The organism is Bacillus vallismortis (genome assembly GCF_040784915.1).
Classification (GTDB): Bacteria; Bacillota; Bacilli; order Bacillales; family Bacillaceae; genus Bacillus; species Bacillus subtilis_G.
The window spans coordinates 822764-837245 of sequence record NZ_CP160797.1 but is presented as its reverse complement, the minus strand read 5'-3'; the positions used below and the strand labels follow the sequence as shown (position 1 = coordinate 837245).

15 protein-coding genes are annotated in these 14482 nt (G+C 47.1%); 5 read left to right on the top strand and 10 right to left on the bottom strand.

The genetic code is table 11. The features are described from left to right. Window positions 1-90: 90 nt before the first annotated feature. Window positions 91-1449: an N-acetylglucosamine-specific PTS transporter subunit IIBC gene (nagE, locus tag ABZM97_RS04270; RefSeq protein ID WP_087992543.1), complete on the bottom strand. Its 1359-nt coding sequence runs from the start codon at window positions 1447-1449 to the stop codon at window positions 91-93. Window positions 1450-1620: 171 nt separating this feature from the next. On the opposite strand from nagE, the gene map reads away from it, so the two are divergent. The 4 genes from map (at window position 1621) to ABZM97_RS04250 (ending at window position 3336) form a co-directional block, all read left to right on the top strand. Next, window positions 1621-2370 carry a type I methionyl aminopeptidase gene (gene map, locus ABZM97_RS04265; RefSeq protein WP_087992542.1) on the top strand — a complete coding sequence of 250 codons (750 nt, stop codon included), beginning with the start codon at window positions 1621-1623 and terminating at the stop codon, window positions 2368-2370. An 81-nt stretch (window positions 2371-2451) separates the two neighbouring features. Further along, entirely contained in the window at window positions 2452-2766 is a 315-nt protein-coding gene (locus ABZM97_RS04260) for a DUF3243 domain-containing protein (protein ID WP_087992541.1), read from the top strand. A gap of 110 nt (window positions 2767-2876) precedes the next feature. After that, a complete protein-coding gene (locus ABZM97_RS04255; RefSeq protein ID WP_148963599.1) occupies window positions 2877-3032 on the top strand; it encodes a hypothetical protein in 156 nt (51 codons plus the stop codon). Window positions 3033-3204: 172 nt separating this feature from the next. Next, on the top strand, window positions 3205-3336 hold the full coding sequence (locus ABZM97_RS04250; protein WP_087992540.1) for a YflJ family protein: 132 nt from the start codon (window positions 3205-3207) through the stop codon (window positions 3334-3336). Window positions 3337-3382: 46 nt separating this feature from the next. On the opposite strand, the gene ABZM97_RS04245 is transcribed toward ABZM97_RS04250, so the two are convergent. Beyond that, the gene (locus ABZM97_RS04245) at window positions 3383-4048 is read right to left on the bottom strand and encodes an MOSC domain-containing protein (protein ID WP_087992539.1); all 666 of its coding nucleotides are present in this window, start codon (window positions 4046-4048) and stop codon (window positions 3383-3385) included. A gap of 66 nt (window positions 4049-4114) precedes the next feature. Here ABZM97_RS04245 and ABZM97_RS04240 point away from each other — a divergent pair, with 66 nt between their 5' ends. Continuing rightward, the gene (locus ABZM97_RS04240) at window positions 4115-4390 is read left to right on the top strand and encodes an acylphosphatase (RefSeq protein ID WP_087992538.1); all 276 of its coding nucleotides are present in this window, start codon (window positions 4115-4117) and stop codon (window positions 4388-4390) included. On the opposite strand, the gene nosA is transcribed toward ABZM97_RS04240, so the two are convergent. From nosA to ABZM97_RS04200, 8 genes are all read right to left on the bottom strand, one after another. Next, entirely contained in the window at window positions 4381-5472 is a 1092-nt protein-coding gene (nosA, locus tag ABZM97_RS04235; protein WP_087992537.1) for a nitric oxide synthase, read from the bottom strand. The two genes, ABZM97_RS04240 and nosA, sit on opposite strands and share 10 nt — an antisense overlap. 118 nt (window positions 5473-5590) lie before the next feature. After that, complete coding sequence (locus ABZM97_RS04230; protein WP_087992536.1) at window positions 5591-6385, bottom strand: MBL fold metallo-hydrolase; 795 nt, start codon at window positions 6383-6385, stop codon at window positions 5591-5593. 54 nt (window positions 6386-6439) lie between these two features. Next, window positions 6440-7741 (bottom strand): citrate transporter CitM, encoded by a 1302-nt coding sequence (gene citM / locus ABZM97_RS04225; protein ID WP_087992535.1) that lies wholly within the window; start codon window positions 7739-7741, stop codon window positions 6440-6442. A 379-nt stretch (window positions 7742-8120) separates the two neighbouring features. Then, the gene (locus tag ABZM97_RS04220; RefSeq protein ID WP_087992534.1) at window positions 8121-9080 is read right to left on the bottom strand and encodes a tripartite tricarboxylate transporter substrate binding protein; all 960 of its coding nucleotides are present in this window, start codon (window positions 9078-9080) and stop codon (window positions 8121-8123) included. 2 nt (window positions 9081-9082) lie between these two features. Continuing rightward, a complete protein-coding gene (locus tag ABZM97_RS04215; RefSeq protein ID WP_087992533.1) occupies window positions 9083-9763 on the bottom strand; it encodes a response regulator in 681 nt (226 codons plus the stop codon). Next, entirely contained in the window at window positions 9735-11363 is a 1629-nt protein-coding gene (locus ABZM97_RS04210) for a sensor histidine kinase (RefSeq protein WP_087992532.1), read from the bottom strand. The genes ABZM97_RS04215 and ABZM97_RS04210 overlap by 29 nt, the downstream gene beginning before the upstream one ends. Window positions 11364-11523: 160 nt before the next feature. Then, window positions 11524-12960: an anion permease gene (locus tag ABZM97_RS04205; RefSeq protein ID WP_087992531.1), complete on the bottom strand. Its 1437-nt coding sequence runs from the start codon at window positions 12958-12960 to the stop codon at window positions 11524-11526. Between the two features lie 127 nt (window positions 12961-13087). After that, window positions 13088-14350: a pectate lyase gene (locus ABZM97_RS04200; protein WP_087992530.1), complete on the bottom strand. Its 1263-nt coding sequence runs from the start codon at window positions 14348-14350 to the stop codon at window positions 13088-13090. Window positions 14351-14482: the final 132 nt, after the last annotated feature.

Genomic DNA, 14482 nt, shown 5'->3' with positions numbered 1-14482 from the left:
CGGAATTCGTGAGCATCGACGCGCAGGACTGACAACGAATGCGAAGGTTTGTCGACACGCTGAAGCGGAGAGGATGCCCTCTCCGCTTTTTTATTTTACCGCAGCTCTCAATTCCTCCGCCGCAAATTCCACATTTGGGCCAATGATGACTTGAACCGATTGTCCGCCTGATTTGACAACCCCTTTTGCGCCTGCTTTCTTTAGCAGCGCTTCATCCACTAAAGCGGTATTCTTCACAGTCAGCCGCAGCCTTGTGGCGCAATGATCAATGGTTTGAAGGTTTTCTTTTCCGCCGAGCCCTTTGAGCATGATGTTTTCATTCACATCCTGAACGGTATTTTCATCCAGCACTTCATCCACATCATCATCTTCCCGTCCCGGCGTTTTTAAATTCAATGCCTTAATCAGCACATAAAACACAATAAAGTATACAGCCGCATAGCATATGCCTACCAGAAGCAGAAGCAGCGGCTTTTCTGCAATTCCGTAGCTGAGCACATAATCGATGGCTCCTGCTGAAAAAGAGAAGCCTGAGCGGATGCCGAGCAAGTTGACGATAAATAAAGACAGCCCGGTTAAGACCGCGTGAACAGCGTATAATAGCGGAGACAAAAACATAAACGCAAACTCAATCGGCTCCGTAATCCCTGTGATAAACGCAGTCAAGGCAAATCCGATCATCATTCCCGCCGTTGCTTTCCGTTTTGACGGCTTTGCAGTCACAACCATAGCCAGACACGCCGCCGGAAGACCGAACATCATGATTGGGAAGAAACCGGTCATATATGTGCCCGCAGTCGGATCTTTCGCGAAAAAGCGCGCCAGGTCTCCCGTCACTCCGTTATATTCTCCGAATTGGAACCAGAAAATATTGTTCAACACGTGGTGAAGACCAAGCGGTATTAACAGCCTGTTGAACAGGCCGAATATGCCAGCCCCGATGCCGCCGAGCCCCAGCATCCATTCTCCAAACGTATTAATCCCTGATTGAATCGGCGGCCAGACGGTTCCGAAGATGCCGGCTAAAATAATCGTAATAATGGCTGTTACAATCGGCACAAGCCGCCTGCCGCTGAAGAATCCCAGATATTCAGGCAGCTTTGTATCCTTGAAGCGGTTATAGGTGTAACCGGCAATTAAACCGGCAATGATTCCTCCAAACACCGCCATGTTGTTTGTTTTATCAATTGTCTTTGTCGCTGCGTCCAGCATCAGATATGAAATCGCGCCTGATAAACCCGCGGCCCCATTGCTGTCCTTTGAAATGCCGATGGCAATTCCGATCGCGAAAATGAGCGGCAGATGATCAAAAATCGCCGCCCCCGCTTGATAGACAAACGGGATATTCAATAAATCCTCTCTGCCAAGCGCAAGGATAATTCCAACCGCAGGAAGAACCGCAATCGGAAGCATAAATGACTTCCCGAGTTTTTGTAAAAATGAAAGCATACCCATCCCCCTCATACCCTTTTTTTTTCAAATATACCATATAGGATATCTAGTGATCTATACCAATTTTCCCGGGGTGTTTCTTTTTTCCCAGGTCCGTGTGTTTCCTATTTTTAAGGCAGTTGTGGTAAGCTTAAAATAGATTATTTAAAAAGAAAGCGGGAATGACAGATGATTGTAACAAACGATCAAGAATTAGAAGGCCTGAAAAAAATCGGAAGAATCGTAGCGCTGGCGCGTGAAGAAATGAAACGGAAAGCAGAGCCCGGCATGAGCACAAAAGACCTTGACCTTATCGGAAAAGCGGTTCTTGATGAGCACGGTGCAGTTTCAGCTCCTGAGAAGGAATACGATTTTCCGGGTGTGACATGCATCAGCGTAAATGATGAAGTGGCTCACGGCATACCAAGCACTTCCAAAATTTTAAAAGCGGGAGATCTTGTGAACATTGACATCTCCGCTGAATTCGGCGGTTTTTATTCCGACACAGGCATCTCATTTGTGCTCGGCGAAGGAGAAGAACGCCTTCATAAGCTTTGCCAATGCGCGGAAGACGCTTTCCAAAAAGGGCTGCAGCAGGCAAAAGCAGGCAAGCGCCAAAACCAAATCGGAAGAGCCGTTTATCATGAAGCACGCTCTAAAGGCTTTACCGTCATCAAAACCCTGACCGGCCACGGAATCGGCAGAAGCCTGCATGAAGCGCCAAACCACATCATGAATTATTATGATCCGTTTGATAACGCGCTTTTCAAAAACGGCACAGTTATCGCGCTTGAACCGTTTATTTCAACGAAAGCGGAAACAATTGTTGAAGCTGGAGACGGCTGGACGTTCAAGACGCCTGATCAAAGCATGGTTGCCCAAGTTGAACACACCATCGTTATCACAAAAGATGAGCCGATTATCCTGACAAAACTGTAAAACACATTCCGGGCTGCCGGAAGGTTTAACCTCCTCCAATTGCAGGTAAAACATCACTATCCCGCAGGAGGAGGTATTGCGATGAACAGAGATCCAGAAAAAATCCAAATTGAAAACGAAATGAATGCCATGCATGGCATAACAAAAGAAGAAATCTTAAAAGACTTTGAGGAATTTAAAGACTACTTGAGTAAACAAGTCAACCGAGGCAAAAAGCTGGGATTGGACGACGGCAAGCTTGTGAAAAGCGCCGCGATTCTGGGAGACTACCTCGCGAAGCATGAAGAGCCGCACAACAGTGAAGAAATGCTCCTGCAAGAGCTTTGGAGTGTTGCGGATGAAGACGAGAAAAAACATTTGGCACAGCTGCTGGTCAAATTGGTTGATAAGCAATAAAAAACAAGAGCCGGGCGCATATGCTGCCCGGCTTTCTTGATATTGTCACAGCCCGGCTCTTCAAGATATGCTACACTACTATTATGTCTGCGAAAGGAGCCTTTATCTGCATGTGGTTTATTATTTTCGGCATCATTTTTTTCATTGAAGGTATTATTATGACCGTTTATGGCGTGAAGAAAAAAAACGGGATGCTCACATATATCGGCATTGTTTTCAGCATTATGACATTGGGCGTTGTCATCATCAAACTGACCGGCCATTAAATCATACTCAGCCTTTTCTCCGCATATACATACAGAAGAAGATTCTTACAGCTAGTGCAAAAGGCTCAGTTTTTCCCGCACCTCTTTTCAGCATCTTTCCATAGATGTTACAATGCCAATCGCTTGGTAAAATCCTCTCCAGCGGGAGAGATAGGGAAAGGAGTTTTCTGACATGCATTACGGCAGTAAAGGCTGGTATGTGGCAGAATTAAAAAAGCAGGGGATCACGCACTATGAAGGAAGAAAGCTTCAAAGCTATAAAACCTATTTTCTTGCCAACCTGCTTGAAACAAAGAAAAATTGATCTTAAGAATAGTAAAGCCGCGCACGTTGTATGCGCGGCTTTTTTTCTATTCAGCCGGCTGCAGCCTGTCCCTTTTTTTCATAAAGGACGCTCTCCAGCTTTCCGACAGTGTGTCTTCACTTAAAATCCGTTCAATGGCGGCGAGGTTTTTCGCATCATGGTATTTGATACGGTTTGCGAATTGAACGGATATGTCTTTCTCGCCTCTGGACAGCAATTCAAGTTTGGCGCCGGGAGACACTCTGCCCGCTTCCAGCACGCGAAAATAAAATCCGGTATAGCCGGTTTCTTGAACCTTCATCACCATATCCTTTACGCCAAACTTTTTCGCCAGCTTTACACACGGCTGGCGCGGCTGGCTGACCTGGACAACAGCTTCATCAAGCTTGTACACATCCCCGATGCAAACGTTCTCCTCGGTCAGGCCCTTGACGGTCAGATTTTCACCAAACGCAGCGCTTGGCAGCGGTCTTGAGAGGAACTCTTCCCAAAACGGATAGTGCTCTGCCGGATAGACACAGACCGCCTTATCAGGTCCCCCATGATTGATGAGATCCGCCTGTCCGTCTCCATCAAAATTCTCCCGATACAGCATGACAGCGGAATCAGCCGGCTGCTTCATGATGCCGGTTTCGATTTTCTTTCCGTCATATTCAAGCGTCTGCGGCTTCCCGAGATTAAGAGAAAGAACTGAATAGTGCGGTGTTTTCATACGAACACATCCCCTTTACAGGTTGTAAAATGATTGATTATCATAAAAAGAAAAGGTGGTTTTTCCATGCTTCAATATCGAATCGTTGCAGACGGCCGGGTTCAAGGTGTGGGCTTTCGCTATTTTGTTCAAATGGAAGCTGACAAGCGAAAACTGGCAGGCTGGGTCAAAAACCGTGATGACGGCCGTGTCGAGATTTTGGCGGAAGGCCCGGAAAACACGTTACAATCGTTTCTTGAGGCTGTAAAAAAAGGCAGTCCTTTCTCAAAGGTTACCGACCTCTCAGTCACTGAATCCAGCAGTCTAGAAGGCCATCAACGATTTTCCATTGTTTATTCGTAGGGCTTATCCTGATAAAAGTAATTCGGCTTAACGATTGCGTTATCATAGGAACGGTGGAAGATATGAGTGGCAGCGGGTGAAATCGGCGGAATCAGCCACGTCCAGTCCCCCGTCAGTTCTCTGCCCGCTTCTTCCTCCTGTTCTTCAAACCGTTTGAACTGGCTTGCTGCCGTATGATGGTCAACGATGCTGACACCTTGCTTTTTATACGAGTGCAGCACCGCTTTATTCAGTTCAACAAGCGCTTGATCCTTCCATAAATCAGCATTGTAATCAGCGGTGATGCCGATAACGGACGCCACTTTTTTGAGCTTGTCGTATCGCTTTTCATCCGCCAGGTTTCTTGCTCCGATCTCCGTGCCCATGTACCAGCCGTTAAACGGCGCGGCATTATAATGAATGCCTCCGACCTCGAGCTTCATATCAGAAATAATTGGCACGCCGTACCATTTCAGCCCCAGATCAGAAAACGCTTCGATGTCCGGATGTGTGATTGGAACCTCGATGACAAGTGAACGCGGCAGTTCATACCAGACAGGCTGTTCGTCGCCTTTCATGCGAAAAATGAGCGGCAGCAAGTCAAAATCGGTTCGCTCTCCGCGCCAGCCAAGCTGTTCGCAGGCTGCGGTAAGGGAACGGGAAGCCGGGTCGCCGATTCTTTCTCCGCCTGACTCATAACCAGCATACCGTATCAGCTGATGATTCCAAATCTCGACTTGCTTTTCACCCTTCTCTTCCGGAGGAAAAATCGTAATGGTCGGCCTGATTTTCCCGTTATTTGTGGCGGTTTCAATGTGATGAAAAAGGGCGCCCCGCACATCCTCCTTCGTACGGACGTCACGCCTGTCGATGACATTCAGAGAATTCCAGAACAATCTGCCGATGCAGCGATTGCTGTTTCTCCAAGCCATTTTCGCTCCGTGAGCAAGCTCTTCCTTCGTATGTGTATAGCTCCCGGTCCGGTCAATTTCACTTTTTATGCTATCGAGACGGTCTTTCACTTCCTCTTCCTTCCCCAACTCCTGATAGCATGCTGCAATAAACGCTTTCGCTTCGTTCCAGAGTATTTCTTTTTCTTTCAACAAACTCTCTCCTTCAAATCGCATTCATGCTTCTCATTGTATCGTTTTTAAGCGGGAAGACAAATGGTTTCCCTGCATCTTCTTGGAAAAACAATAAAAACACCCGCGTGTGCGGGTGTCAAAGAGACGATAGGCGATTTGCCAATTCAGTTAAGTCGCTGCGAAAGTTTTTGCCGGTCATCGGTATGCCGTGCCCGGTCAGCAGCGCTTCCGGTTCAAGGCCGGCAAGCTTCTGAATGGATTCTGCTGCCGTCTCTGTATCAGGCGTAAAATAAGCCGGCGGCCCATGAAGCTCCTGTTTTTGAATCAAGACGTCAGCCATTTTCTCCTGTTCCACTGTAATGACAGCATCGCCTGCCACAAGCACACGCCCCTCCTCGCGAAATAACGAAATATGGCCGGGGGTGTGTCCGGGAGTCGCAATCCACATCCATTCGTCAAGAAACGGTACAGAGCCGTCTTCCGGCAGTGCCTGCACTTGTGACGAAATATCGATAGAGTGCCGCGGAAACAGCGGCGAAAGCTTGGCAACCAGCCCGCTTTTGCTGTCAGGACGAGCCTGAGGATAATCCTCTTTACCTGTTACATAAGGCATTTCCCGAGAATGGACATAAACAGGAACATCCCAATGCTCAAGAAGCTCTTCGATTGCCCCGATATGATCAAAGTGCCCGTGTGTAAGGATAATCGCCTTGAGCTGAAAATCATCGCCAAATCGTTGTTTAGCTTCATTGACTATCATGTCGGCTGATTGAGGCATGCCGGCATCAATTAAAACAAATGAGTGAGGTTCAGAAGGCAGCTGAATAAAATAAACATTCGCAATTTGCACAGTTACGCCGTGCACTCCTTTTGCCGCTTCAAACCCCGTTCCGCTTCTGACTGAAGTCAGCGGCATATAAGGATCACTCATGAAGACACCTCCGGTATGTTGATGCCGTTAGTGTATGTCATTACGCCTGAATTATCATACGGAAATAGAGATGGTGCCTATCAATAGAGCAACAGCCGTCATGACGATGACTGCGAGAACCGCCCACTTCAATGCGAATTTTTGATGATCGTCAATAGAAACCCCGACAAGTCCGACAAGCAAATGAGTGGACGGGACAAGCGGGCTCAGCATATGAATGGGCTGGCCGATGATAGAAGCTCTGGCAATTTCCACTTTATCCACACCGTATGCGACAGCCGTTTCTGATAAAATCGGCAACACCCCGTAGAAATACGCGTCATTCGGCATCAGGAATGTGAAAATGCCGCTTGTTAAGGCCACAATCGCCGGGATCAGCCCGCCCATTTGTTCTGGAATCATAGACACGAGCGAAATCGCCATTTCATCAACCATTTTGGTGCCTGTCAAAATCCCCGTAAAAACCCCCGCAGCAAAAATCATCGAGCCAATCGCAAGCACGTTGGCGGAATGCGCCGAAATGCGCTGTCTCTGGTGCTCAAGGTTTGGATAATTCACAATCAGTGCGATGCAGAACGCAATGACAAACAGTACGGTTAAACTGACTTTCCCCGATACTAAACATCCTATCAAAGAAAGCGTTAACAATAAATTGAACCACCATAGCTTCGGCCGCTTCCACTCATCTTCAACCGCAGCTGCCGGTTCATTGGCATTGGCCGGCTGTTTCAGTTCAATGACGCCAAGGCGTTTTCGTTCTGCTTTTCCAAGCACATACGCAACCGCAACCATACAAAGCATCCCGCTTGCGATGACAGGAATCATCGGCCCTGTTAGCTCAGCCGGATCAACCCCCAGCGCACTCGCCGCCCGCGGCGTCGCGCCTCCCCACGGAATCGTGTTCATGATCCCCATGCCGACACCCGCGATGCCCGCCAGGATAATCGGCCGGATGCCGAGCAGCAGATAGAGAGGAAGCATCGCGCTTGTCGTAATCATATAAGTGGTCGAACCATCCCCGTCCAAGGCGACGAGCATCGTGAGAACCGCGGTCCCGACAACAATTTTTAACGGGTCGCCTTTGACCATGCTTAAGATTTTCCCAACCACAGGATCAAACAGTCCTGTATCAATCATAATTCCAAAATATAAAATCGCAAACATTATCATGACCGCAGTCGGCGCTACCTGCTGAATCCCAGAAATCATCATGTCCCCGACTTCAGTAAATCCAAATCCGGCGATGAGCGCAAACACAATCGGCGTCAAAACTAACGCTGTCAGTACAGAGAGCCGTTTTGTCATGATCAATGCCATAAACACGAGCATCATGAGAAAGCCTAAGATTGCTAACACATCCATTCCCCCTTAAATGAATCCGCTTACATTTCTTCTCCCTTACTCCCCTTTTTGTCTTGCCTTTTTGCCATCGTATGGGAAAACCAATCACAAGTAAATAATTTGGTTTTTTTGTATTTTTAAATTTTAAAAACCGTTATGTTCTTTTTGATCATTTCTGGGCACATAAAAAGATAGCGTGATTGATACCCTTTGAAGTCTAGGAAAGGCGAGCATTGGAGCAGACTTTCACAGGATGTGATGACGGTGGCGTTTATGCAGGACGCCCGAGCGATTAGCCGCCGTTCCTTTCATAACTGGTGAGCACCGACGCGCAGACTTGACAATGAATGCGAGGGTTTTTCGACACGAAAAAAATCCCGGACATGCCGGGATCTTAATTTCCTGTCATAATGCTTTGATAAAAAGCGGATTGCTGTTCAAGAAACCGTTTCGTTTCCCTGCTGTTCAAATAAAAGCTTTCCCAGTCCTGTTCGTTTATTTTCCGCTTCCACTCGGGCGAAGATGTGACCTTCTTTAGCGCTTGATCCCAGTAAGAAATCTCTTCCTCCGACATGTTTTTCGGGCCCAAAATCCCTCTCCAATGAGAAAACACAAATGGGATCCCCTGCTCCTTCCACGTCGGTACGTCCGGGAAACCGGAAAGTCTTTTATCAGACGTTACAGCAGCTAACGTGATATCTCCGTGCCGCTCATATGGTTTCGCTTCAGAAAGTGTCATTGAAGCCGCTTCTATCTCATGTCTGATCAGCGCCTGAATGAGCTGTTCACTGCTTTCATACTGCAAAAATTGAATATTAAAAGGGTCAATGCCGTACATATCTGCCGCTCTGACGAACGAAAGCTGATCATCATTTCCAAACCCCGGCGCAAAGCCGATTTTTACCTTACCGGGATTCATCTTAATCTTATTCAGCAAATCCTTGCCGTTTGCTATCGCCGATCCTTTTGGCAATGCAACCGTATGCCATTCCTTAGAGAGAATGGCAAGCAGAGTAAAATCGCCCGTTTTTAATTTGCTCTGCCCGAGAAGATCATTGCTCAGGATTAAACTGGACGTCATGCTGATGGTCTGTTTACTGCTTTTGTTGACATACTTCCAGCCTTTATCTCCCCCGCCGCCCGGTTTATAGACGATATGAACTTCACCCTTTACGATCTGCTTCTGCCGCAGAACGGATTGGATCGCCTGCGCTGTGACATCCCAGCCGCCAGAAGGCTCGGCGGGGACGACAATTTCAACCGGCCCGTCCGGCAGGCGCGGCGCAGCCGCCTGCCGGATGTCACCCTGCATAAAAAGCAATAGCGCAATCAATAGAATCATACATTTTTTCATATCTAATCCGCCGCCAAATAATATTTTCTCTCCGGCCTGCCGATAATCCCGTACTCAAGCTCGGCTCTTGCTTCTTCCTTTGACACAAGGTACTCTGCATAACGGCGGGCAGTCGTTCGTGACGCCCCCATTTTTTCCCCAAGCTCTTCCGCTGTCAATCCTTCTGACGCATTCCGAAGCGCTTCCTTAATTTTTCGCAGTGTAATCGAATTAATGCCTGTCGGCAACTCCTCTGCCGGCAAAGATGTCTTCACACCGTTCCCGAATATATGATCGATTAAAGATTGGCTGACCTCCGGCTGAGACAAAAGTAGCTTCCTTTTTTCTTTATACTGAAGCAGCACCTGTCTGAACTTGTCAGCCGTTACGGGTTTGATCAAATAGTGGGCTATCCCGGCCCGGAGTGCTTCTTGTAAATGCCGGGTTTCTGTTGCCGCTGTGATAATCATAATATCCACTTCGGGAAAACGCCTTCGTATCTCAGGTATCAATGTGGTCCCAAGCTCGTCCGGCATATAAATATCCAGCAGAAGCAAATCAGCCCTTTGTTTCTCCAAAAGCGCCATTGTTTCTTTTGCGTTTGCCGCCTTGCCGATAACCTTGAATCCATCAAGCTGTTCAATCAATCTCTCATGGATTTGCGCAACCCGAAAATCATCCTCCGCAATCGCGATGTGAATCAAATGGATTCCCCCTTTGTTTCTCCTTCGGTATAAATACAGTGAATACCGCACCGCCAGTTTTTTGATTCGCCAGTTCAATCCAGCCGCCCAGTTCATGCACTGAGTCTTTGACATTGGCCAGACCGTAGCCTCTCTTCATCCCCTTTGAAGAAAAGCCTCTTTGAAACACAGCTTCCATCTTATCGGGCGGCACACCGGGCCCTGTGTCCGATACTTCGATGACAATGTCATGCCCTATATCCGTGATGAAAAACAATACCTCCTTCACGCTTTGATCGACTACAGCTTCGAAAGCGTTATCAATTAGGTTCCCGATAATCATAATGAGATGGGATAAGCCGATATGTGCAGGAAGAGGCGCGAGCGAGCTGTTATCATCGATAGCCAGCTTGACCTTTTTTTCCGAAGCTTTGCCCATTTTCCCCAGCAAAATCGCCTGTACCTGCTGTGAATCGATGTTCTGGAATAATATATCATGCTGTTCATTTTGTATCGTGTATTCTTCTTTAATCAGATCAACGGCTTCATCATACTCCCCAAGCTCAAGCAGCCCTAAGATCGCGTAAAGCTTATTTGAAAATTCATGGGTCTGAGCCCTAAGATCCTCTGAATATTTGCGGACCTCTGTCAGTTTGTCGATCAGTTTTTTCAGCTCTGTTTTCTCCCGGAAACTGACGACAATCCCATACGCCTGCCCGCCTTGAGTCATCACTTTCGTATTGATAATAAAGACTTGATCGTTGACACTTACCTCCTGGTTCGGCAGCATCTCTCCTTGCTCAAGCACATTCTTCAGCCCGGCGCCCGGCATGACATCATCAATAGGAAGATGGATCACAGGCTCGGGAAGCTTCAGCATCTCAGCAGCCGACACGTTCATCATCGTGACGACGCCTTCCCGATTGGTAGCAATAACCCCTTCTCGAATCGCGAAAAGCATTGCATTCCTCTCCCGATAAAGAGACGCGATCTCATGCGGCTCAAGGCCAAGCGTATCCTTCCTGATGCTTTTCGCCAGCGCGGCGGCACCGGCAAATCCAAGCAGCAGCACAAGCACAGCGATCACACTCAAATTTCTCAAATGTTTTTTGATGCTTTGCTCTGTCTCCGTTTGCAGAAAATCAACAGATACGCTGCCGATCACTTGGCTGTATCCCTTCTGTTCTTTCATAATCGGGGCGCTCCCTCTGATCACCCGCCGTTCATCCGCTTTTGTTTCAGAAACGTGTGAGCCGCCAAACAAAATTTCTCTGCTGCGCTCCAGCTTCTTTTGGCCGTTTTTGCCCGAGGCGCTCCGAATGCCTCCTTTTTCATCTAAAATATAAATAGCATAAGCGCCAGTCTGTTCTTTCATTTGTTCAATGACCTCTTGCGCCTCTGCCGCATGTCCGCCTTTTCTCTCAATAAGCTCTTTAGCCGGCGGCATATAGGAAATGGTTCTCGCCGTCTGAACCGCAAGCTGCTCAGCCTGTCTTCGTTCTTCCTGTGTATGCTGAACGGCTAACGTAATGGTCAGCACACCAATGACAAAAACCAGCAGAGCCGCAATCAGCCCCATTATTTTTGTTTGCAGAGAAAAATGGAACCGCTTTTTCACCACAGCACCAGCCGTCCTTTCTACCTAGATCATACCATTTTTCATAGCTAATTTTCTTATTTTTCAAAATCCATTATCTTGAAAAGGGCAAAATATTGGAGGAATGTAGATTCGTTGAATGGAGTGAATATAAAAAAGACAGACCGCGTCTGCCTTTTTCTTTCTACCATATCCCCAGTACTTTCCACCATAATCCGCCGATCACAAGCCATACAATAATATGGACGATCGAAAGAATAAATCCGATGGACCACCATTTACTTTGCGAAACATAGCCTGCTCCGAAGAAAACCGGGGCGGCTCCAGCGCCGTAGTGAGTCGTTGACCCGAAAAGGTTGCTGAAGAATGCGAGGCTTAGCGCTGCTAAAAGCGGCGGTGCGCCCGCTGCCACGATTACCGCCAAAAATGCTGAATACATCGCGCTGATATGGGCTGTCGCGCTTGCAAAGAAGTAGTGTGAATAGAAATACACAATAATTAAGATTAAGAAGGACACAATCCAAGAGAATCCTGATACGGAGGATTTCATGGCGTTACTGAACCAAGACACCATGCCTAACTCATTCAGGAAATTGGCCAGCATCACTAGCGCCGCAAACCAAGTGAGCGTATCCCAAGCGCCCTGTTCTTTTTTGATATCATCCCACGTCAGAACCTGTGATAATAAGAGAACAGCCAAACCGATCAATGCGGTGGTGGTTGCGTCGATGTTGAAGCTGCCGCCAAAAATCCACAGCACAAGCACCAAAAGAAACACGATCACCATAGAAAGCTCTGACTTTTTGAACGGTCCCATTTCTTTTAGTTTTTCTGTGGCGATTTTCGCCGCATCCGGTGTTTCTTTGATTTCCGGCGGATACAGCTTATAAATCACAAGCGGTGTGATGATTAAGCTTACAAGCCCCGGCACAATCGCGGCGATTGCCCAGCTTGTCCATGTTAAGTCCACCCCTGCGACATCATGGGCCAGCTTGGCAATCAGCGGGTTCGCTGCCATCGCCGTTAAGAACATGGCAGATGTGATCAGGTTCCCCTGAAAACCGGTTTTTAATAAGAATGCGCCGATTTTTCTCTCTGTTCCATTTGCCGGGCTTGATCCGAATGTTTCGGATAATGATCTGATAATAGGAAAGATAATGCCTCCTGCACGCGCCGTATTACTTGGAATAGCAGGTGAAAGTATTAAATCACTGAACAGCAGTGAATAAGAAAGCCCAAGGGTTTTTTTTCCGAATTTCTGAACGAATACATACGAAATTCTCGCACCGAGTCCGGTTTTGATAAATCCCCGGGAAATAAAGAATGCGATGACGATCAGCCAGATGGTCTTATTCCCGAATCCGCTTAATGTATCCTCAATTGATAGTGTTCCAGTTAGTGCAGTAACCGCCAATGCAAAAATGGCGATTGCACCCATTGGCAAGGGCTTGGAGATAAAGCCGATAATTGTAGCGACAAAGATCGCAAACAAATGCCAAGCTTTAGGTTCAAGTCCGGACGGAGCGGGAATAAACCAGATGATCAATCCCACAGCGACAGTAATAAGCAATGGTACAAGTTTTACTGCTGACTGTTTTCCTGCGTCTTTTTCTGAAGCCATAAATAGGTCTCCTCCTATATACTTGTTTTCTAATCCCCTTTCCCATTCTACTCCTTAACTAAATTAATAAATAATTTAATTAATTAAAAAAACACAAAGGTGAGCTGCCCTTTGTGTTTTTCATTTCTTAATTTACTTTACCCGCACCCGCTTGAGATATAACATTCGATTTCACATTCGCGGAATCATCGATTGTGCCGTGGAGAGATGGTGTCCAGCCGACAGAAGAGCTCAGCCCGTTTGCAGCTGATGCGCTGATCCGCGTGCCATTCAGCAATGTGCCTGAGTCATATAAAGCCGTTCCACCCTTAAACACGCTGATTGTTTTCTCAGCTGACAGTCCCGGTACGTCAATGACATTGTTTTGAGCATAGATTTTAGATGACTTGCCGATTCCCCATGCATAACTGAAAGCATATCCGGATGAGCTTTTGCTGCCTTCATAATAGTTGTTGTATACGTGCACTTGCCCGAAGCGGACTCTCGGTGCGCGCTGAACGATATTTTTGTAGCGGTTATGGTGAAGCGTAATTTTTAATTTGCCATCATCGGAGGTTTTGCTGTCGCTTGATCCGAAAATGGAGCTTTTATCATGATCGTGATAATAGTTGTAAGACATCGTGATATAGTTGGCGCCGTTAGAAGCATCTGTTTGGCCGTCATGATGCTGATATTCTCTTCCGTAATACTTTGGTGATGTACTGTCAGGACGGGATCCGTCATTAAATGTGCAATGGTCAATCCATATATGCGTGCCGCCGTTTATTGTGATGTTGTCATATTGTGAGTTCCAGTTTCCTGAGCTACCGTCAGTCGGGTCCCATTGCGGAAAATAGTCATAAGCATCCTGGAATTCGATGTTGCGGATGATGACATTATCACTCTTGATTTGGAAGTTTCCGCCCACGATTTTGGCATTTGTCCCTGAACCGACAATCGTTGTATTCGCAGGAATGTCAACCATCACTCTTGCTTTTTGGTTTTTTTGAGAACGTTCTCTGGCTTCTTCCTGTGTGCCGGAAGGCTCTTTTTTGCCCCATGTGCTTGGATCATAAGCTTTTAAATATTTGTTCAAATCGTACTCTGGGTCAGCATAATCATCTGCGCCAAGCGGCTTCAGGTTGTCATCGACATTCATGTCAATCGTACCCTTGATGTAAATGATTTTAGGCGTCGTATCCGTTTTCTTGCCTAACGCAGAGACAAGTTGGTTTCTGTTGCTGACGGTATACACGTTCGACGACGATGCTTTTGATCCGCCTGTCGTGCCTGTCGAGTACGCGCCCCAGCCATCATTTGACCCTAACGTCTGATGGCCTAAATCCGCCGCATTCGCGCCAGCTGGAGTCAACCCTAACAATAGAGCCGTAGCTAACATCACTTTTTTCATTCTCTATGAACCCCCAATTTCTATTTTGTGAGATTATATTCCAATTTCTCACAAAGATTATAATAGCAAATTGAGGGGCATGCAGAACCGAAAATGTTCCGCTATCTTATTGCGGCATTCTGCAAACCATAC